Below are 18,715 nucleotides of genomic sequence, written 5' to 3'. Positions count from 1 at the left end.
ATGCTGAGCCGCACCGCCGATCACCTGTTCTGGATGGCGCGCTACATGGAGCGCGCGGAGAACACCGCGCGCATGCTCGACATCAACCTGGAAGGCGCGCTGCTGCCGCAGACGCCCGAACAGGCGGCGCGCGCGCAGCGCTCGGTGCTGAAGATCTCCGAACTGGAGGACATGTTCGACGAGCGCTATCCCGGATCGTACGAGCGCGAGGACATGCTGCATTTCATGGCGGCCGACGCGCGCAATCCGTCGAGCATTCTCTCGTGCCTGCAGGCGACCCGCGAGAACGCGCGCGCGGTGCGCGGCACGCTCACGACCGAAGGCTGGGAAACCATCAACTTCACGTGGCTCGAATTCAATCAGCGGCTCGCGAAGCTCGAGCTCGTCATGAGTCCGGACGCGCTCTTCGAATGGGTCAAGTACCGCTCGAACCTGTGCCGCGGCGTGATGCAGGGCACCGCGCTGCGCGACGATGCGTTCTTCTTCATGCAGCTCGGCGCTTATCTCGAACGCGCGGACAACACCGCGCGCATTCTCGATGTGCGATTCGCCGACGCCACGCCGAACTCGCGCGAGGCGGCGCGCCAGCTCGAAGATTTCTACTACTGGACGTCGATTCTCAGTTCCGTATCGGCGCTGGAGATCTATCGCAAGGTGTATCGCGATGTCGTGACGCCCGCGCGTGTCGTCGAACTGCTGATCCTCAACGAGCAGATGCCGCGCTCGCTGCTGGCGTCGCTCGATGGCGTCTGCGAGACGCTCGCGAAGCTGCGCACGGATGCGTCGAAGGACTGCGAGCGCTTCGCGGGCAAGCTGCGCGCGGACGTGCTCTACGCCGACATCCGCCAGATTCTGGAGACGGGCGTGCACGCGTGGCTCACGCAGTTTCTGAAGCGGGTCGATGAACTCGGCCTGCGCGTGATGCACACTTTCCTCATGCTGCCGATTGCGTGAATCATGCTGCTGACCATTCGCCACGACATCCGTTACCGCTACGCCGCGCCGGTCACGTATTCGATCCAGCAGTTTCGCGTGACGCCTGCGAGCGGCGCCGCGCAGCTCGTGCGGCACTGGCACGTCGAAGCGCCGGGCAAGCTCGACACCGCGCGCGATGCCTACGGCAACGTGCTGCACACGCTGGTGCTGATGAAGCCGCACAGCGAAATGCACCTGAGCATGGCGGGCGAAGTCGAAACCGAAGCGCTTGCCGATGGCCGCCTCTTCGATGAAGCCGGTCCGATCCCGCTCGAACATTTCACCTGCGCGACGCCGCTGACTTCGCCGGATGCGGCGGTGCGCGAGCTTGCGCATCGCGTGCCGTCGCTCGATACGTCGGCGTCGCTCGTGGCGCTGGCCGAGCGTATCGCGGCTGGCGTGCAGTATCGCCATGAACCGGCGTATGCCGCGGGCACGGCCGCGCAGGCGCTTGCGAGCGGCTCCGGCGACGCGCGCGATTTCGCCCATCTGATGCTCGCGTGCTGCCGTGTGCGCGGCGTGCCGGCGCGCTGCGTGAGCGGTTATGTCGATGCAGGCCCGAGCGCCGCCCCGACGACGCACGCATGGGTCGATGTCTGGGTCGAGCACGGCTGGGTATCGGTGGATGCGACGCAGGCCGCGTTCGCGGGCGAGCGCCATTGCCGGCTCGCGGTCGCGCGGGATCACGAAGCCGCTGCGCCGGTGCGCGGCGCGCGCGTGGGCGGCAAGGAGGAGACGCTCGCGGTGCACATCGATATCGAAGCACGAGCGGACCAATGAGCGAATCAATGAGCGGGTGGATGCGACCCGCAGTCGCGCTCAGTACAATAGCGGTTTGCTTGTTTCAGGACGGATTGACATGACTTATTGCGTGGGCATGTGCGTGGACGAGGGGCTGGTATTCCTGTCCGACACGCGCACCAACGCCGGCGTGGACCACGTGAGCGCCGCGCGCAAGATGGTTGTTTTCGAACAGCCGGGAGAGCGCGTGATCGTTCTGCTCGCGGCGGGCAACCTCGCCCTGACGCAGGCGGTGACCCATCTGCTCGGGGAGCCGTCCGACCCCGGCGCGCCCACGCTCTACAGCGTGCCGACCATGGCGGAAGCCGCGCGCATCGTCGGCGACGCGGTGCGCGAGGTGCATCGGCGCGACGCGCTGTCGCTCGCGGAATTCAGCGTCGACTTCAATTGCAGCTTCATTCTCGGCGGACAGATCTGCGGCCAGCCGCCGCGCCTGTTCATGATCTACGCGGCGGGCAATTTCATCGAATCGACGCGCGTGTCGCCGTATTTTCAGATCGGCGAATCGAAGTACGGCAAGCCGATCATCGACCGCGTGATCACGCCCGCATCGCCGCTCGACGAAGCCGCCAAATGCGCGCTCATTTCGATGGATTCGACGCTGCGCTCGAATCTCTCGGTCGGTTTGCCGCTCGACCTGCTGGTCTACGAAAAGGACTCGCTGCGCGTGACGCGCTTCGCCACGCTCGACAACAACAGCGCCTACTACCAGATGATCAACAAGACCTGGGGCGAGCGTCTGCGGCAGCTTTTCGGCGAGATTCCGAATCCGTCGTGGACCGAACTCGACAACGTTCCGCTGCGCCCGCGCGAGACGCGCAGCACGGTGCCGCGGCTCGTCATCGGAGATTTGCCATGCGGCTCGGATGCGCCCGCGCAGACGCTCGCGGAGGACACCAGCCCCACGGGCAACGCGCCGCAGCGGTGAGCCGTCAGCGCGTGTCGGACGGGCATTGCAGAGGCAGCGCCATGTTCGCCCTGACCGCGCGCATGTTTCGCGGCGAATCGGCAAGCACGGCGGTCACGCCCAGGCAGGCGGCGGCGCGGTAATCGTCGGCGTTCTCGACGCCGATCGCAACGATCGGCGTGTTCCCGCTGGTGCGGAAGCACTTGATCGCTTCGGGCGTCCACAGTTTCGCCGTGACCGCCGAGCGCGCTTCGCCGAGCGTGAACGTTTCGACCAGCTCCATCTTTCTCGCATATTCGAACGCGGTCCATGTTCCGGACGGCGGCGGCGCCTCGCACGTCCTCGCGAGCGCGACGGCGGCGAGCCTTGCGCGCGTGGCATCGCGAGATTCGAAGAGGCGCGCCTGCGGATACGCTGCGAAGGCGTTCTGATACGCGGCATCGGTCGAATAGATCAGCACGCGCGGCCACGCGTTTTCCTCGTTCAGCACGCGCGCGACGGCTGCCGCCTGCGGCGCGGCGGGTAGCGCTTTCATGTCGAGCATCACGGGCACGGCGGGCGGAATCGCGCGCAACGCCGCGGCGAGCGTCGGAATCCGCACCGGATGGTCGCGATACGGCTGACGCGCCGCGCCGCTCGCGTCGTGTGGCGCGAAGTTCCATCCCGCATTCAGCCGCTGGAGTGCGGTCAGGTCGAAGTCCGCGACCGCGCCGCGGCCGTCGGTGTTCACCGAAAGATCGGCCGGACGATACAGCACCGGCACGCCATCGCGCGTGAGTTGCACGGTGAGCCAGATCGCATCGGCGCGATTGTGCAGCGCGCCCTCGATGGCGATCAGCGTGTTCTCGGGATAGTCGGCCGCGCCGCCGCGATGCGCGACGATCATCGGCAGGGCGGGTGAATCGACCGTTGCGCACGCGGCGCTCACGATGCACACGGCGACGACGATGAAGCGATGAAGGATCGGGCGTAGCGGCATCGTGCGAATCTCCTGGATTTCGATATCCGGGCCATTCTGCTGCCGTCGTCCGGACGCGTTGCACGCGCGCGGTTGATTTTGACGCTTTGTTGCGCTTTGCCACTCGACGCGCGCGCATAAAAAAACAGCCACCGGCAAAACCGATGGCTGTTCGAGGGTACTTCGGTCCTCCCGACGCGGCACTCGCGTGCCACGCCAGTCGGTTGTTCTTAGAACTTGTGACGCACGCCCACGATGACCAGTTCCTGGTGGCTGCGGCCGCTTTCGTAGCCATACGAGCCGATCGACGCTTGCGCCGAACTGGTCGTGCCGTCGCCGTTACGCTGGTCGCCGCTTGCGTGCTGGTAAGCCGCAACAGCGTAGAAGTCCGTGCGCTTCGACAGCGAGTAGTCCGCGCCCAGGCTGACCTGATGGTACGTCGCCGAGGTGTCGCCACCCGCCTTCGTGTACGTGTAGCCCAGACCCGTCAACAGAGCCGGCGTGATCTGGAAGTTCACGAAGCCGTTGCCGATGTTGAAGTGCTGCGAGCCGAAGCGCGATGCGCCGTCAGCCTTGTACTGCGCGTTGCTGTACGAACCGCCGACCGTGAATGCGCCGATCGAGTACTGAACCGCGCCGCGAGCGATACCGATAGCCTGAGCCGTCGAATATGCGCCGTTAACCGGGCTGTTGAACAGCGAGTCCGACGACGGGCTGCCCCAGCCGCTGGCGGTCGTTGCCGGCACGCGGCCTGCACTCGGGTTGTTCGCGTAGAAGTAGCCGCCTGCAACAGCCAGCGGGCCGTTGTTGTACGTCGCAGCTGCCGACCACGTCTGGCCTTGGCCCGTCGTGCCCGCCAGGTTGCTGAAGCCGTACAGGCCTTCGACCTGGAAGCCGGCGTAGTTCGGCGACACGTACTTGACGGCGTTGCTCACGCGCAGCGAGTTGTCGTAGTTGTCGACGTCGCCCGGCGTTGCGAAGGCTGCGCCCCAGTAGTTGTCACCCGTGATGCCTTGAACCATGTCGACCAGCGGATCGTACTGGCGACCCAGCGTGACCGTGCCCCACTGGTTGCCGGACAGGCCGACGAACGCCTGACGGCCGAATTCGCGGCCGCCCTGGCCGAGACGACCCGTGCCGACGTCAAAGCCGTTTTCCAACTGGAAGATCGCCTTCAGACCGCCGCCCAGGTCTTCCTGACCCTTCAAGCCCCAGCGGTCGCCGGACAGGTTACCGTTGATCATGCCGACCAGCTTGTCGCCGTTCGCGTTGGCATGGCTCACATAGCCGATACCAGCGTCGATCACGCCATACAGGGTCACGCTGTTTTGAGCCTGTGCCGCGCCTGCTGCGCCGAGCAGCGCCAGCGAGAGGGACGTCAGTGCGAATTTCTTCATCGAATTCTCCACGCGAATGATTAAAATCGTTGTTGCCGGCGCAGAGAATAACGCAACGTTTCGAAACTTAAGAAATGAAAAATATAGACTGTCTCGAAAAACACACACTCGGGTCATCTGCCCGTCCGTAAAGGTTTTCGGGCAGTTTCGAAACGAATTTTGGGAGACTGGGGCAGTTCGGAAAAGTTCCGTGCGCAATCGACTATTTGAATCGGCGGATTTTGGGCTGGTGCGCGATTACCGTCGATTCAAATAACAAAGCGCATTTTCAATGCGGGATTTTTCGGGATTGGCGGACAGCGCGCGGGGGACGCGGATTCAGCGCCGGACGGTCGGGTCCTGTTGCCGCGTCATGTCGCGCCGGGTCAGCAGCGCGATCGCCATGCCCGCGCCCGCCGCGACCAGCACCGCGCGCCACGGATGCCGCCGCACCGCCGCATTCGCGTGCGACGCCTTGCGGCCCGCGCCGACCATCGCGAGCGCGGTGACGCGCGTGGCGGTCGATTCGGCCCGCGCCAGCTTGCGAGATAACTCCAGCGCCCGCGCCACGGCGGATACTTTCTTGCGCGCCTCCCCGGTCAGATGCTGGGCATGCTGCGCGCGCGCGCCGATTGCGCGTTTCGTCGTCTCGTCGACGGGAGCGGTCGTCGATGCCGCGCCGGTCATCGGCGTGGCGGTGCGCGTCGATGCGGCGAGCAGCGAGCCGATCTTCGCGCGGCTGCCCGGCGGCACGTTGCCGCTGTTCTGCTGGCCCCACGCGCCGCGCGGATCGTGCAGCCGCGCGCGCGCCGCCGAAAACTCCGCGCCGAGCAGCAGCACGGCGGCGGAGAAATAGAGCCACATCAACAGCACCGCGAGCGAGCCCGCCGCGCCGAACGCGCTCGCGGTTCCCGCGTGCGTCAGATAGAGCGCGAACAGCTTCTTGCCCGCCGAGAAAAGCAGCGCGGCGACCAGTCCGCCGACCAGCGCATCGCGCCATTGCACGGGCGCGTCGGGCAGGAACTTCATCAGCGCGCCGAACGCGACGGTGAGAATCGCGAGTCCGGCCGCGAGCTGCACGACGTCGCCGACGATCACGAACGGCGAATCCGCCCACAGCCACATGCCGACCGCCTGAATCGCCGTGTCGAGCACGAGCGAGACGATCAGCAGAAAAGCGACGCCCAGCACCAGCCCGAACGAGACCAGCCGCACGCGCACCATCGCCATGACGCTGGAGCGCTGCTCGGCGGTCATCGGCCAGACGATGTTGAGCGCCGTATTGAGCGATGAGAATGTCGCCGACGCGCCCGCCGCCAGCAGCGCGAACGAAATGATCGCGGCGAGGCCCGTGCCGCCGCTGCGGTGCGCATTCTCGACGATGCTCTGCACGCCCGCCGCGGCCTGATCGCCGATGAGTCCGTTCACCTGATGAAAGAGTTGCCCGCGCGCGGCTTCCGGCCCGAAGACCCAGCCCGCGACGGCGATCACCATGACGAGCGTAGGTGCGAGCGAGAACGCCGAATAGAACGCGATGCTCGCGGCCATCGCTGCGCAGCGATTTTCCGAGAACTGCTTGAGCGCGCCGAGCGCCCACGAAGCATCCTTTTTCACGACCGCTTCGATCTTCTGCGTTGAGACGGAACTCATGACGACCTCTTGGATCCTTGAATGAATCGCGAATGTGTGCGGCGATGCTCATCCGTCGAGCACGTTCCATTCCACGACACCCATGTCCTGGCGCGCGACTTGCTGCGACGGCGATGCTTGTGGCGACAAACGGGCGCATCGGTGCAAATACCGGTTCAATCCGTCTGGCAGATGTAATCGATCACCATATACTGTAGACACCCACCTTACGACGTGCCGAGGGCAATCATGCTCCAAATGTCACGGCGACAGTTCCTCAAGGTCTCCGCGAGCACGCTCGCCGGATCGAGCCTGGCGGCATTGGGCTTCTCCCCGGCTCCCGCGCTCGCCGAAGTCCGGCAGTACAAACTGTCGCGCACCACGGAAACGCGTAACACCTGCCCGTACTGCTCGGTCGGGTGCGGCATCCTGATGTACGGCCTCGGCGACAACGCCAAGAACGCCAAGGCAAGCATCATTCATATCGAAGGCGATCCGGATCATCCGGTCAATCGCGGCACGCTCTGCCCGAAAGGCGCCTCGCTCATCGACTTCATTCATAGCCCGAGCCGTCTGACGGTTCCCGAATATCGCGCGCCCGGGTCGAGCGAGTGGAAGCCGATATCGTGGCAAGACGCGCTCGACCGCATCGCCGTGCTGATGAAGGAAGACCGCGACGCGAATTTCGTCGAGGCGACGCCGGACGGCAAGAAGGTCAACCGATGGCTGACCACGGGCTTTCTCGCGGCGTCGGCGGGCAGCAACGAAGTCGGCTATCTGACGCACAAGACGGTCCGCAGTCTCGGGATGCTCGCATTCGATAATCAGGCGCGTGTCTGACATGGCCCGACGGTGGCAGGTCTTGCCCCGACGTTTGGCCGTGGAGCGATGACGAACCATTGGGTCGACATCAAGAACACGGATCTGATTCTGGTGATGGGCGGCAACGCGGCCGAGGCGCACCCGTGCGGCTTCAAGTGGGTGACGGAGGCGAAGGCGCATCGCCGTGCGCGGCTCATGGTCGTCGATCCGCGCTTCACGCGCACCGCATCGGTTGCGGATTTCTACGCGCCGATACGCACCGGCACGGACATCGCGTTCCTCGGCGGCGTGATCAATTATCTGCTCACGAACGACAAGATCCAGCATGAGTACGTGAAGAACTACACGGACATGTCGTTCATCGTGCGCGAGGACTACGCGTTCAAGGACGGCGTGTTCTCGGGCTACGACGCGGAGAAACGCAAGTACGACAAATCGAGCTGGGACTACGAGCGCGGCGAGGACGGTTACGTGAAAACCGACCTCACGCTGAGTCATCCGCGCTGCGTCTACAACCTGCTCAAGCAGCACTACGCCGCCTACACGCCTGAAATGGTGACGAAGGTCTGCGGCACGCCGACCGACAAGTTCCTGAAAGTCTGCGAGATGCTCGCGTCGACCGCCGTGCCGAATCGCGCGGCGACGATTCTCTACGCGCTCGGCTGGACGCATCACTCGGTCGGCGCGCAGATGATCCGCACGGGCGCGATGGTGCAGCTGCTGCTCGGCAATATCGGCATCGCAGGCGGCGGCATGAATGCGCTGCGCGGGCATTCGAACATTCAAGGGCTGACCGACCTCGGCCTGATGTCGAACCTGCTGCCCGGCTACATGACTTTGCCGATGGAAGGCGAGCAGGACTACGAGGAGTACATCAAGAAGCGCGCGGCGCAACCGCTGCGGCCGAATCAACTGAGCTACTGGAAGAACTATCGCGCGTTCTACGTGAGCTTCATGAAGTCGTGGTGGGGCGACAACGCGACGGCCGACAACAATTTCGGCTACGACATGTTGCCCAAGCTCGACAAGTCTTACGACATGCTGCAGGTCTTCGAGCTGATGGCCGCGGGCAAGATGAACGGCTACATCTGCCAGGGCTTCAATCCGCTGGCGGCGGCGCCCAACAAGGCGAAGATCGGGCTCGGGCTGTCGAAGCTGAAGTGGCTCGTCATCATGGACCCGCTCGCGACCGAGACATCGGAGTTCTGGAAGAACCACGGCGAATTCAACGACGTCGATGCATCGAAGATCCAGACCGAAGTCTTCCGTCTGCCGACCACCTGTTTCGCCGAAGAACGCGGCTCGCTCGTGAGTTCGTCGCGCGTGCTGCAATGGCACTGGCAGGGCGCGGCCGCGCCGGGCGAGGCGAAGAGCGATCTCGAGATCATGTCGGGTTTGTGGCTGCGCATGCGAAAGGCGTATCAGGAAAAGGGCGGCAAGTATCCCGATCCGATCCTGAAGATGACGTGGCCCTACGCGGACCCGGAAAGCCCGACGCCCGAAGAGATCGCGATGGAGTTCAACGGCCGCGCGCTCGCCGATGTCACCGATCCCGCCGATCAGACCAAAGTACTCGCGAAGCGCGGCGAGCAACTGGCGAGCTTCGCGCAGTTGCGCGACGACGGCTCGACCGCGAGCGGCTGCTGGATCTTCTGCGGCTCGTGGACGCAGGCGGGCAACCAGATGGGCCGGCGCGACAACTCGGACCCGACCGGCATCGGCCAGACGCTCGGCTGGGCGTGGGCGTGGCCGGCGAACCGGCGCGTGCTGTACAACCGCGCATCGTGCGATGTAAACGGCAAGCCGTTCGATCCGTCGAGAAAGCTCGTCGCGTGGAACGGGCGCGCCTGGACGGGTCCGGACGTCCCCGACTTCAAGGCCGACGAGCCGCCGGAAAAAGGCATGAGCCCGTTCATCATGAACCCGGAGGGCGTCGCGCGTTTCTTCGCGCGCGACGGCATGAACGAAGGGCCGTTCCCCACGCACTATGAACCGTTCGAAACACCGCTCGGCTACAACCCGTTCTTCCGGGACAACAAGGCCGCGACGAGCAATCCCGCCGCGCGCGTGTTCCCGGACGATCGCGCCGCGTTCGGCGCCGCCGACAAGTTCCCCGACACGGCGACCACCTACCGCCTCACCGAGCACTTCCACTACTGGACCAAGCACGCGCGCCTGAACGCGATCATCCAGCCGCAGCAGTTCGTGGAAATCAGCGAGGAGCATGCGAAGGAAGTGGGCGTCGTCGCGGGCGATCGCGTGAAGGTGTCGAGCAATCGCGGGCATATCGTCGCGGTGGCGCTCGTCACCAAGCGCATCAAGCCGCTGACCATCGAGGGCAAGAAGGTGCACACCGTCGGCCTGCCGCTGCACTGGGGCTTCAAGGGCCTCGCGCAGCCGGGCTATCTCGTCAACACACTCACGCCTTCCGTGGGCGACGGCAACTCGCAGACACCCGAGTTCAAGTCGTTCCTCGTGAAGGTCGAGAAGGCCTAAGGGGGACGAGATGGCTCTGCAATCGCTCGATATCAAGCGTGTCTCGGCGACGACCACGCCGCCGACGCAGGTGCGCGAGCCGGCCACGGGCGCGGTGGCGAAGCTCATCGACGTGTCGAAGTGCATCGGCTGCAAGGCGTGTCAGACGGCCTGCATGGAATGGAACGACTTGCGCGACGAGGTCGGTCACACGACCGGCGTCTACGACAATCCGCGCGACCTGACGGAGCATTCGTGGACGGTGATGCGCTTCACCGAATACGAGAATCCGAAGGGCGACCTCGAATGGCTGATCCGCAAGGACGGCTGCATGCATTGCGAGGATCCGGGCTGTCTGAAGGCGTGTCCGTCGCCGGGTGCGATCGTGCAGTACACGAACGGCATCGTGGATTTTCACGAGGAGAACTGCATCGGCTGCGGCTATTGCATCACCGGTTGTCCGTTCAACATTCCGCGGATTTCGAAGGAAGATCATCGCGCCTATAAATGCACGCTGTGCTCCGACCGCGTCGCGGTCGGGCAGGAGCCGGCGTGCGTGAAGACCTGCCCGACCGGCGCGATTATGTTCGGCACCAAAGTGGACATGCAGGCGCAGGCCGCCGAGCGCGTCGAGGACCTTAAGGAGCGCGGCTTCGCGAACGCGGGTCTGTACGATCCGGCGGGCGTGGGCGGCACGCACGTCATGTACGTGTTGCATCATGCGGATCAGCCCGAGCTGTATCACGGACTCGCGAAGGACCCGCACATCAGCCCGCTCGTGTCGATCTGGAAGGGCGTGACCAAGCCGCTCGCGATGGCGGGCATCGCAATAGCGGCGCTTGCGGGCTTTTTCCATTACACGCGCATCGGCCCGAACGAAGTCAGCGACGAAGACGAACTGGAGGCGCATCGCGAAGCGGAAGAGGTGCGCCGTCGCCGGGAAGGCGGACAGGAGCGTGAAGATGAAACACGATAGCGAACTGCGTGACGTGAAGGGCCACCGTCTGATCGTGCGCTACACGCCGAACGAACGGACCAATCACTGGATCACGGCGATTACCTTCGTGCTGCTCGCGTTGTCCGGGCTCGCGATGTTCCATCCGTCGATGTCATGGCTCTACGCGATCTTCGGCGGCGGGCAGTGGACGCGCATTCTTCATCCGTTCGTCGGCTGCGTGATGTTCCTTTCGTTTTTGATCCTCGCGCTGCGTTTCTGGCATCACAACTATCTGGACCGCAACGATGTCCAGTGGATGAAGCAGATGAACGACGTGCTCGCCAATCGCGAAGACCGCCTGCCGGAAATCGGCAAGTACAACGCGGGGCAGAAGCTGCTGTTCTTCGTGATGGTGGCGAGTCTCGTCTTGCTGCTCATCAGCGGGATCGTGATCTGGCGTGCCTATTTCGCGTTCTATTTCCCGGTCACGGTGATTCGCATCGCGTCGGTCGTGCATGCGGCGACGGCGTTCGTGCTGATCGTGTCGATCATCGTGCATATCTACGCCGCGCTCTGGGTCAAGGGTTCGATCGGCGCGATGACGCGCGGCACGGTCACATATGGATGGGCGAGGAAGCATCATCCAAGGTGGTTCAGGGAAACGATCGGGAAGTAGGCGGACTCAGTCGAGGATGGCCTGCAGCCGCGCGAGGGCGTCGTCGGTGGTCGCGACCGACGCACGCTCGACCTTGCGCGCGCCCCGCGCTTCGAGATCGAGCGTGCGGATCATGTTCACCAGCGCGACGCCTTGTGTTTCGATGCCGTCGCCGGCAAGCGGGACCGCGAAACCGGCGAAGCGCGCGAAGTTCCCGCCTTGGGTGATCGGCGCGACGAGCGCGACGCCCATGGCGTTGAACACGCCCGACGAGAGCACGAGAGCGGGCCGGAACTCGCCTTGCTGTTCATGGCCGACGGTCGGGTTCAGGTTCACGCGCACGATGTCGCCGCGTTCGAATTTGGCTCGCCTTACCATGCTTCACCTCCCACCGGCTTGAGGTTGTTCCAGGCGACCAGGTCTTCGGGCATAGGCGCTGCAAAATCGCATTGAGCGACCAGATCGGCGAGGGCATAGCTGGGTCGCGCCGGGGTGAGCATGATGCCGTCCGGACGAACCTCGACGCTCAACTGGTCGCCGAGTTCCAGTTTCGCCTGATCCAGCAATGCGGCGGGCAAGCGCACGGCGGCACTGTTGCCCCACTTTTGTATCGAGAGTTTCATAAGCGAGAAGATGTCCCAGAAATGTAGATCCATTGTAGATACCATTTTATCTTCCAGTCAAGTCGATGTGTACACGTTGTAGATACGCAGGTGCAAGCGCCATGCGACTTGACTTTATGCTGATATGCTAGGCAGGCGCAGTCGGCCAGATGGCATAGGAACGGTGCATGCCCGTTCCGCAACGCTTCCCGAGGAAACCTTCCGTGGTCCAACGCATCGTCGAAGCCGCGAGAATCCAGTCGCTCGATCCATCGGCCATTCCGCGCTTGCGCATGCCCGAACGCGCGACGCTGTTCGCAGCGCGCGCCGCGCGTCTCTTGGAACTCGCGGACGCGAGCAATCCCATTGCCGGTTATCTGCGCCTGATGGCCACGCTGGCCGATGCCCAGCAGCGCGTCCTGGCGAACATCGGCTCTCCGATGCCCCCGCGCGCATCGATCGAACTGAACCAGCGCCATTCGATGCCGATCGTGCCCGCGCTCACGGATGAGCGCGATCCCGCGTGGCGCGACGTGCTCTTCATGTTGCTCGACGGCATCGAAGCCGCGGGCGCGCTGACGCCGCCGCTCGCGCAACTCGTATCCCGCCTGCGCGCGCTCGATGCCGCCGCGCTCGACAGCCAGGCCGATGCGATCCTCGCGCTGCGCTTCGCCGAGATCGACCCGGCTGCCGCGCCGTTCATCGCGGCCGCGCTGCAGGTCGTGTGGACCGATCTGGCGAGCCGCATCGACATGAACGACGTGCCGTGGCTCGATGCGCCCGGCGTGTGCCCGGTATGCGGCTGGGTGCCGGTGGCGAGCGTCGTGCGCGTCGGCGGGGCGTATGACGGCTATCGTTACGTGCAATGCGGACTGTGCGCGACCGAATGGCATGTCGTGCGCGCGAAATGCTCGAACTGCGATTCGACCAAGGGCATCGCCTATCACGCGATGGGTACCGGCGACGAACCCGAAGAAGCGAGAGCCGCGAAGGCGAAAGGCGCGCCGCTCAAGGCCGAGTCGTGTGACGAATGCGGCACGTATCGCAAGATCGGCTATCAGGACAAGGCGTACGACTTCGAGCCCTACGCCGACGATCTCGCGAGCCTCACGCTCGATCTGCTGATGGGCGAAGCGGGCTACCGCCGCGCGGCGCCTCATCCGTGGCTGTGGCCCGAGCAGTCGCAAGACGACCAATGAGCGATTCATGAGCGACGTGACAGGAAGCGACGGCGGCGAACTGCGTGCATTGATGGCCCGGGTGCCGTCGGTCGAACGCGTGCTGGCATCGGCGGAGTTCGAGCCGGTCATCGGCGGATACGGGCGCACGCAGACGCTGGCCGTGTTGCGGCAGACGCTCGATACCTGGCGCGGCGACGCGCAGGCGGGCCGCGCATCCGTCGATGCCCTGAGCGATGCGCAACTCGCGCGCGCGGTCGGCGCGCGGCTCGCGAAGCGCGCGCAAAGCAACATACGCAGCGTCTTCAATCTCACGGGCACCGTGCTGCACACGAATCTCGGCCGCGCGCTCTTGCCCGACGAAGCCGTGCGGGCCGTGGCCGACATTCTGACGCGCCCCGCGAATCTCGAATTCGATCTCGATACCGGCGCGCGCGGCGATCGCGACGACCTCATCAATGGCCTGATCTGCGAGCTGACGGGTGCGGAAGCCGCCACCGTCGTGAACAACAACGCGGCGGCCGTGCTGCTCACGCTGTCCGCGCTCGCGGCGCGCCGCGAAGTGATCGTGTCGCGCGGCGAGCTGGTCGAAATCGGCGGCGCGTTTCGCATTCCCGACATCATGAGCCGCGCGGGCGCGAAGCTGCGCGAAGTCGGCACGACGAATCGCACGCACCTGAAAGACTACGACGAAGCGATCAACGCGAAGACCGCGCTGCTGATGAAAGTTCATTGCAGCAATTACGCGGTGAGCGGCTTCACGAAGGAAGTGACGCTCGCGGAACTCGCGCCGCTCGCAAAAGCGCGCGGCCTTGCGCTGGCGATGGACCTCGGCAGCGGCACGCTCGTCGATCTCGCGCAATGGGGTTTGCCGCGCGAGGCGACGGTGCGCGAGACCATCGCGGCGGGCGCCGATCTCGTCACCTTCAGCGGCGACAAGCTGCTGGGCGGACCGCAGGCCGGGCTGATCGTCGGGCGCCGCGAACTCATCGCGAAGATCAAGAAGCATCCGCTCAAGCGCGCGCTGCGCGTCGGCAAGCTGACGCTCGCGGCGCTCGAAGCGGTGCTGCGTCTCTATCGCGCGCCCGAGACGCTGGCCGAACGCCTCACGACTTTGCGGCTGCTGACGCGTCCCGCCGATGCGATGCGCCTCGCCGCCGAGCGCGTCGAGCCTGCGTTGCAACGCATGGTCGGCGCTGCGTTCCTCGTCAGCGCCGAGCCGATGTTCAGTCAGATCGGCAGCGGCGCGTTGCCCGTCGACGTGCTGCCGAGCTACGGTCTCGCGGTGCGCCTCGCGAGCGGCAAGCGCCCGGGCGGCCAGCTGAACCGCATCGAGAAGCGCTTGCGCGAGTTGCCGCGTCCGGTGCTCGGGCGCATCGCGGACGGCGCATTGCGGCTCGATCTGCGCTGCCTCGAAGAAGCCGACGAAGCCACGTTCGTCGCGCAACTGGAAGCACGCGAATGATCGTCGGCACGGCGGGGCACATCGATCACGGCAAGACCACGCTCGTGCGCGCGCTGTCGGGCGTGGACACCGATCGCCTGAAGGAAGAAAAGGCGCGCGGCATATCGATCGAACTCGGTTACGCGTATGTGCCGTTGAACGACGGCGGCGTGCTCGGTTTCATCGACGTGCCCGGTCACGAGAAGCTCGTGCACACGATGGCGGCGGGCGCGTGCGGCATCGATTTCGCCTTGCTCGTGATCGCCGCCGACGATGGCGTGATGCCGCAGACGCGCGAACATCTCGCGATACTCGAACTGCTCGGCGTGACGCATGGCGCGGTCGCGGTGACGAAGTGCGATCGCGTGGATGCCGCGCGCGTGCGGGACGTGCACGCGCAAATCGAAACGCTGCTCGCGGACGGCCCATTGCGCGACGCGCCCCTGTTCGACACCGACGCCACGAAGGAGGGCGACGCGGGCGTTGTCGCGTTGAACGCGCATCTCCACGCCGCCGCCGCGCACTGGCGCACGCGCCGCGACGACGGCTTCTTCCGGCTCGCGGTCGACCGTGTGTTCACGCTGGCGGGACAAGGCACGATCGCGACGGGCACGGTGTTCGCGGGCCGCGTGAACATCGGCGACATGCTTGCGCTCGCGCCGCGCGAAACGGGCGGCGAGCCCGTGCGCGTGCGCAGCATCCACGCGCAAAATCGCGCGACGCAGACGGGCCGCGCGGGCGAGCGCTGCGCGCTCAATCTCGCGGGCATCGACAAACATGCGCTTGCGCGCGGCGACTGGATCGTCGATGCGCGGCTCGCGCACGCGTCCCCGCGACTGGATGTCGAACTGACGCTGCTCGACGACGCGCAGCTCACGCTCGCGCACTGGGCGCCGCTGCATGTGCATCTCGGCACGACGCATCGCGTGGCGCATGTCGCGCTGCTCGAAGCGGATACGCTTGCCGCCGGTCACACGGCGCGCGTGCAACTCGTCTTCGACGACCCCGTGTGCGCGCTGCCCGGCGATCGCTTCATCGTGCGCAATGCGCAGGCGAGCCGGACCGTCGGCGGCGGGCGCGTGCTCGATCCGTTCGCGCCCGCGCGCAAGCGCCGCACGCCGCAGCGCCGCGCGTGGCTCGATGCGCTCGTCGAGATGCTGGACACGGGCCGCGTCGATGCGCTCTCCGCGCAGGCGCCTTACGGCCTGCAACGCTCGCTGATCGAACATCTGTGCGGACGATCGATGTCGCCGGAAGGCCTGCGCGCGATATCCGCGCACGACGACGCGCTTTACATTGCATCGCGTCATTGGGACGCCATGAGAGCGCGCCTCGTCGATGCGCTCGAAGCCTTCCACGCCCGCTATCCCGATGAACCGGGCGCCGACGCCGCGCGCCTGCGCCGCATGGCCGCGCCGCTCGCGCCGGATGCGCTGTGGCGCGCGCTCGTCGATGACGCGACGGCGGGCGGATCGATCGCGAGGAGCGGGGCGTGGCTGCATCTGCCGTCGCATACGGTTGCGCTCGACGAGAAGGAAGAAGCGCTCGCTCGCGCGGTGCTCGCCTCGCTCGAACAGGGCCGCTTCGATCCGCCGTGGGTGCGCGATCTCGCGAACGCGCGCGGCGTTGGCGAGGACGAGATGCGCAGGCTCCTGAAAAAGCTTTCGCGGCGCGGCGATGTGTATCAGGTCGTGCGCGATCTGTTCTACTGCCGCGCGTCGATCGGCGCGCTCGCGCAACTGGTGGCGCAGGCGGCAGAAGCGCAGGGCGGCGCGCTCGGTGCGGCCGCCTTCCGCGATGCCAGCGCACTCGGCCGCAAGCGCGCGATACAGATTTTGGAGTTCTTCGACCGCGTTGGGTACACTCGATTCCACCGCGACCTGCACTTGTTGCGCGCCGATAGCCGCTGGCACGAGTCGGTCTGACGGTCGCGCGCCCTGTCGATCACGATGGAGCATGCCTACTTCAAGCTGCTGCACCTCTTGTCGGGCCACCCCGAGTGGGCGCTCGCCGTCGTGCTGCTCGCGTCGTTTCTCGAATCGGTTGCGTTCATCGGCACCTTCGTGCCGGGCAGCACCGCGATGTTCATCGCGGGCGCGCTGGTCGGCGCGGGCGCGCTGAATCTCGGCTGGGTATTCGTCTGCGCTATCGCGGGCGCCATCGCGGGCGACGCCGCGAGCTTCTGGTTCGGCCAGCGCTATGCGGACAGGATCGCGCAGATGTGGCCGTTTCGCGCGCATCCCGGCGCGCTCGTCGCCGGCAAGAAATATTTCGACGCGCACGGCGCGAAAAGCGTCGTGCTCGCGCGCTTCGTCGCGCCGATGCGCGCGGTCGTGCCGGTCGTCGCGGGCGTGGCCGGCATGACGCCCGCGCGCTTTCTCGTCGTGAACATCCTGAGCGCGCTCATCTGGGCGCCGACGCATATCCTGCCGGGCGTCGTGTTCGGCGCGTCGATCGAACTGGCGGGCGCGGTGTCGATCCGGCTCGTCGTGATTCTGATCATCGTCGCCGCCCTCGGCTGGATCGTGTTCAATCTCGCGCGGGTGCTCATCTCGCACGCGATGCGCTGGACCAACGCATCGCGCGAAATCATGCTCGCCTGGGGGCAACGGGGGCGCGGTCTGCCGGCGAGGCTCGTGGCGCGCGCGCTCGATCCCGGCAATCCGGCCACCGGTCTCATCGTTATCATCTCGGCGCTGCTGCTCGCCTCGGCGATCCTGTTTTTCTCGGTGCTCGCGAATGTCGCGCGCGGTGCGTCGATCGTGCAGGTGGATGTGTCGATCTATCGGCTGCTGCAATCGTTTCGCTCGACCTGGACCGATTCGATCCTCGATGCCGCCGCGACGCTCGGCAGCACCCAGACGCTGCTCGCGCTCGGCGCGATGGTCATCGTGTGGATGAGTCTCGAGCGGCGCTGGCGCACGGTCGCGTACTGGATCGTGGCGATCGTGTTCTCGCAGTTGCTGGTCGTGGCGATCCGCTTCACGGCGCACGAGCCGGTCCTCGTTTCCTTCGCGCCGACGGAACACCTCTTTCCGAGCAGTCATGTGGCGGCCACCGTCGTGATCTACGGATTCCTTGCGTTTCTGCTGCTGCGGCGCGTGGGAATGCTGACGGGCGTGTTCATCGCGACGGCGACCTCGGCGATCGTGACGGCGGTCGGGCTCGCGGGCCTCTATTTCGGCCGCTTCACGATCTCCGATGCGCTCGGCAGCGCCGCGCTCGCGGCCGCATGGGTCTTCCTGATCGCGCTCACGGCCGTATGGCGCAACCCGGCCAAGCCGAAACCGCGCCCCTTGATGCCGGTTGCGGTGCTGGCCGTGATCTGCGCGAGCGTCGCGCTGCAACTGAGCGACGAAACGGAGGCGCACAGCGCGGCGCCTTCGACCGTCGTCATCTCGCCGATTCAATGGACCGATACCGTGTGGCGCACGTTTTCATGCTACCGGTCGAGCATGGATGGCGACCGCCGCGAGCCGATCACCGTGCAATGGGCCGCGACGCCCGCGCAGATTCGCGCGCAACTGATGTCGCGCGGCTGGACCGAGGTGTCGCACGTGAGCCTGCAAAGCGTGATGTCGGTGGTGTCGCCGAATGCGCCCGCGATCGCGCTGCCCGCGCTGCCGCGCCTGAACAACGGCGAACCGTCGCAGCTCGTGTTCACGCGTTCATTGCATGGCAGCGACGAGCGCGACGTGCTGCGCTTCTGGCCGACGCATTACGCCGTGAGCGAGCACGCGGACACGCCTCCCGCGCCGATCTGGCTCGGCTCGGTCGTGCACGAACGCCTGCGGCGCCCGTCGTGGCCGTTCAACACGCTGCGGCCGGACCGGCGCATCGATCCGATGGCTTTCGACCCGGCGCCGTGGCGCGGCATCCAAATTGCGAGGAGCACGGGATGTGGGAGCGTGCCGGTGATGCTGGTCGAGTCGAGGTCCGAATGACGTGTCGAGGTG

At 65.7% G+C, this 18,715-nt stretch carries 15 protein-coding genes; 10 read left to right on the top strand and 5 right to left on the bottom strand.

Going from position 1 to position 18,715, the window contains the following annotated elements; translation table 11 throughout:
- The 3 genes from BTHE68_RS18945 (at position 1) to BTHE68_RS18935 (ending at position 2,704) form a co-directional block, all read left to right on the top strand.
- A complete protein-coding gene (locus BTHE68_RS18945) occupies positions 1-954 on the top strand; it encodes an alpha-E domain-containing protein (protein ID WP_162067793.1) in 954 nt (317 codons plus the stop codon).
- 3 nt (positions 955-957) lie between these two features.
- Positions 958-1,755 (top strand): transglutaminase family protein, encoded by a 798-nt coding sequence (locus BTHE68_RS18940; RefSeq protein WP_162067792.1) that lies wholly within the window; start codon positions 958-960, stop codon positions 1,753-1,755.
- Between the two features lie 79 nt (positions 1,756-1,834).
- Complete coding sequence (locus BTHE68_RS18935) at positions 1,835-2,704, top strand: proteasome-type protease (RefSeq protein ID WP_162067791.1); 870 nt, start codon at positions 1,835-1,837, stop codon at positions 2,702-2,704.
- A 4-nt stretch (positions 2,705-2,708) separates the two neighbouring features.
- On the opposite strand, the gene BTHE68_RS18930 is transcribed toward BTHE68_RS18935, so the two are convergent.
- The 3 genes from BTHE68_RS18930 to BTHE68_RS18920 form a co-directional block, all read right to left on the bottom strand.
- Positions 2,709-3,662 carry a glycerophosphodiester phosphodiesterase family protein gene (locus BTHE68_RS18930; RefSeq protein ID WP_162067790.1) on the bottom strand — a complete coding sequence of 318 codons (954 nt, stop codon included), beginning with the start codon at positions 3,660-3,662 and terminating at the stop codon, positions 2,709-2,711.
- 209 nt (positions 3,663-3,871) lie between these two features.
- Entirely contained in the window at positions 3,872-5,038 is a 1,167-nt protein-coding gene (locus tag BTHE68_RS18925; RefSeq protein WP_162067789.1) for a porin, read from the bottom strand.
- 318 nt (positions 5,039-5,356) lie between these two features.
- On the bottom strand, positions 5,357-6,667 hold the full coding sequence (locus BTHE68_RS18920) for a YihY/virulence factor BrkB family protein (protein ID WP_162067788.1): 1,311 nt from the start codon (positions 6,665-6,667) through the stop codon (positions 5,357-5,359).
- A 228-nt stretch (positions 6,668-6,895) separates the two neighbouring features.
- Between BTHE68_RS18920 and fdnG the strand changes: the two genes are divergently transcribed.
- Genes fdnG through BTHE68_RS18905 form a run of 3 tightly spaced genes read left to right on the top strand, consistent with a single transcriptional unit; the run spans position 6,896 to position 11,556 of the window.
- Entirely contained in the window at positions 6,896-9,964 is a 3,069-nt protein-coding gene (gene fdnG, locus BTHE68_RS18915; RefSeq protein WP_162067787.1) for a formate dehydrogenase-N subunit alpha, read from the top strand.
- Between the two features lie 10 nt (positions 9,965-9,974).
- On the top strand, positions 9,975-10,919 hold the full coding sequence (gene fdxH, locus BTHE68_RS18910) for a formate dehydrogenase subunit beta (RefSeq protein WP_162067786.1): 945 nt from the start codon (positions 9,975-9,977) through the stop codon (positions 10,917-10,919).
- Positions 10,906-11,556: a formate dehydrogenase subunit gamma gene (locus BTHE68_RS18905; RefSeq protein ID WP_162067785.1), complete on the top strand. Its 651-nt coding sequence runs from the start codon at positions 10,906-10,908 to the stop codon at positions 11,554-11,556. Before fdxH ends, BTHE68_RS18905 begins: the two co-directional genes overlap by 14 nt.
- A 6-nt stretch (positions 11,557-11,562) precedes the next feature.
- On the opposite strand, the gene BTHE68_RS18900 is transcribed toward BTHE68_RS18905, so the two are convergent.
- Together BTHE68_RS18900 and BTHE68_RS18895 are read right to left on the bottom strand one after the other, a co-directional pair.
- Complete coding sequence (locus BTHE68_RS18900) at positions 11,563-11,913, bottom strand: type II toxin-antitoxin system ChpB family toxin (protein WP_162067784.1); 351 nt, start codon at positions 11,911-11,913, stop codon at positions 11,563-11,565.
- The gene (locus tag BTHE68_RS18895; RefSeq protein WP_162068274.1) at positions 11,907-12,158 is read right to left on the bottom strand and encodes an AbrB/MazE/SpoVT family DNA-binding domain-containing protein; all 252 of its coding nucleotides are present in this window, start codon (positions 12,156-12,158) and stop codon (positions 11,907-11,909) included. Before BTHE68_RS18895 ends, BTHE68_RS18900 begins: the two co-directional genes overlap by 7 nt.
- 203 nt (positions 12,159-12,361) lie before the next feature.
- On the opposite strand from BTHE68_RS18895, the gene fdhE reads away from it, so the two are divergent.
- Genes fdhE through BTHE68_RS18875 form a run of 4 tightly spaced genes read left to right on the top strand, consistent with a single transcriptional unit; the run spans position 12,362 to position 18,703 of the window.
- Positions 12,362-13,336 (top strand): formate dehydrogenase accessory protein FdhE, encoded by a 975-nt coding sequence (gene fdhE / locus BTHE68_RS18890; protein ID WP_162067783.1) that lies wholly within the window; start codon positions 12,362-12,364, stop codon positions 13,334-13,336.
- Positions 13,337-13,343: 7 nt separating this feature from the next.
- The gene (gene selA / locus BTHE68_RS18885) at positions 13,344-14,780 is read left to right on the top strand and encodes an L-seryl-tRNA(Sec) selenium transferase (RefSeq protein WP_162067782.1); all 1,437 of its coding nucleotides are present in this window, start codon (positions 13,344-13,346) and stop codon (positions 14,778-14,780) included.
- Positions 14,777-16,684, top strand: coding sequence for a selenocysteine-specific translation elongation factor (selB, locus tag BTHE68_RS18880; protein WP_162067781.1), 1,908 nt, complete (start codon positions 14,777-14,779; stop codon positions 16,682-16,684). The genes selA and selB overlap by 4 nt, the downstream gene beginning before the upstream one ends.
- A gap of 24 nt (positions 16,685-16,708) precedes the next feature.
- Positions 16,709-18,703, top strand: coding sequence for a VTT domain-containing protein (locus tag BTHE68_RS18875; protein WP_162067780.1), 1,995 nt, complete (start codon positions 16,709-16,711; stop codon positions 18,701-18,703).
- Positions 18,704-18,715: the final 12 nt, after the last annotated feature.

It is taken from the genome of Burkholderia sp. THE68, assembly GCF_009938265.1.
In the GTDB taxonomy this organism is placed as follows: Bacteria; Pseudomonadota; Gammaproteobacteria; order Burkholderiales; family Burkholderiaceae; genus Caballeronia.
Note: the sequence above shows the minus strand (reverse complement) of the source record. Positions and strands in the feature narration are given on the sequence as shown.

Coding starts and splice junctions, on each gene's coding strand:
- BTHE68_RS18945 (WP_162067793.1), top strand. CDS start 1: ATGCTGAGCCGCACCGCCGATCACCTGTTCTGGATGGCGCGCTACATG.
- BTHE68_RS18940 (WP_162067792.1), top strand. CDS start 958: ATGCTGCTGACCATTCGCCACGACATCCGTTACCGCTACGCCGCGCCG.
- BTHE68_RS18935 (WP_162067791.1), top strand. CDS start 1,835: ATGACTTATTGCGTGGGCATGTGCGTGGACGAGGGGCTGGTATTCCTG.
- BTHE68_RS18930 (WP_162067790.1), bottom strand. CDS start 3,662: ATGCCGCTACGCCCGATCCTTCATCGCTTCATCGTCGTCGCCGTGTGC.
- BTHE68_RS18925 (WP_162067789.1), bottom strand. CDS start 5,038: ATGAAGAAATTCGCACTGACGTCCCTCTCGCTGGCGCTGCTCGGCGCA.
- BTHE68_RS18920 (WP_162067788.1), bottom strand. CDS start 6,667: ATGAGTTCCGTCTCAACGCAGAAGATCGAAGCGGTCGTGAAAAAGGAT.
- fdxH (WP_162067786.1), top strand. CDS start 9,975: ATGGCTCTGCAATCGCTCGATATCAAGCGTGTCTCGGCGACGACCACG.
- BTHE68_RS18905 (WP_162067785.1), top strand. CDS start 10,906: ATGAAACACGATAGCGAACTGCGTGACGTGAAGGGCCACCGTCTGATC.
- BTHE68_RS18900 (WP_162067784.1), bottom strand. CDS start 11,913: ATGGTAAGGCGAGCCAAATTCGAACGCGGCGACATCGTGCGCGTGAAC.
- BTHE68_RS18895 (WP_162068274.1), bottom strand. CDS start 12,158: ATGAAACTCTCGATACAAAAGTGGGGCAACAGTGCCGCCGTGCGCTTG.
- selA (WP_162067782.1), top strand. CDS start 13,344: ATGAGCGACGTGACAGGAAGCGACGGCGGCGAACTGCGTGCATTGATG.
- selB (WP_162067781.1), top strand. CDS start 14,777: ATGATCGTCGGCACGGCGGGGCACATCGATCACGGCAAGACCACGCTC.
- BTHE68_RS18875 (WP_162067780.1), top strand. CDS start 16,709: ATGGAGCATGCCTACTTCAAGCTGCTGCACCTCTTGTCGGGCCACCCC.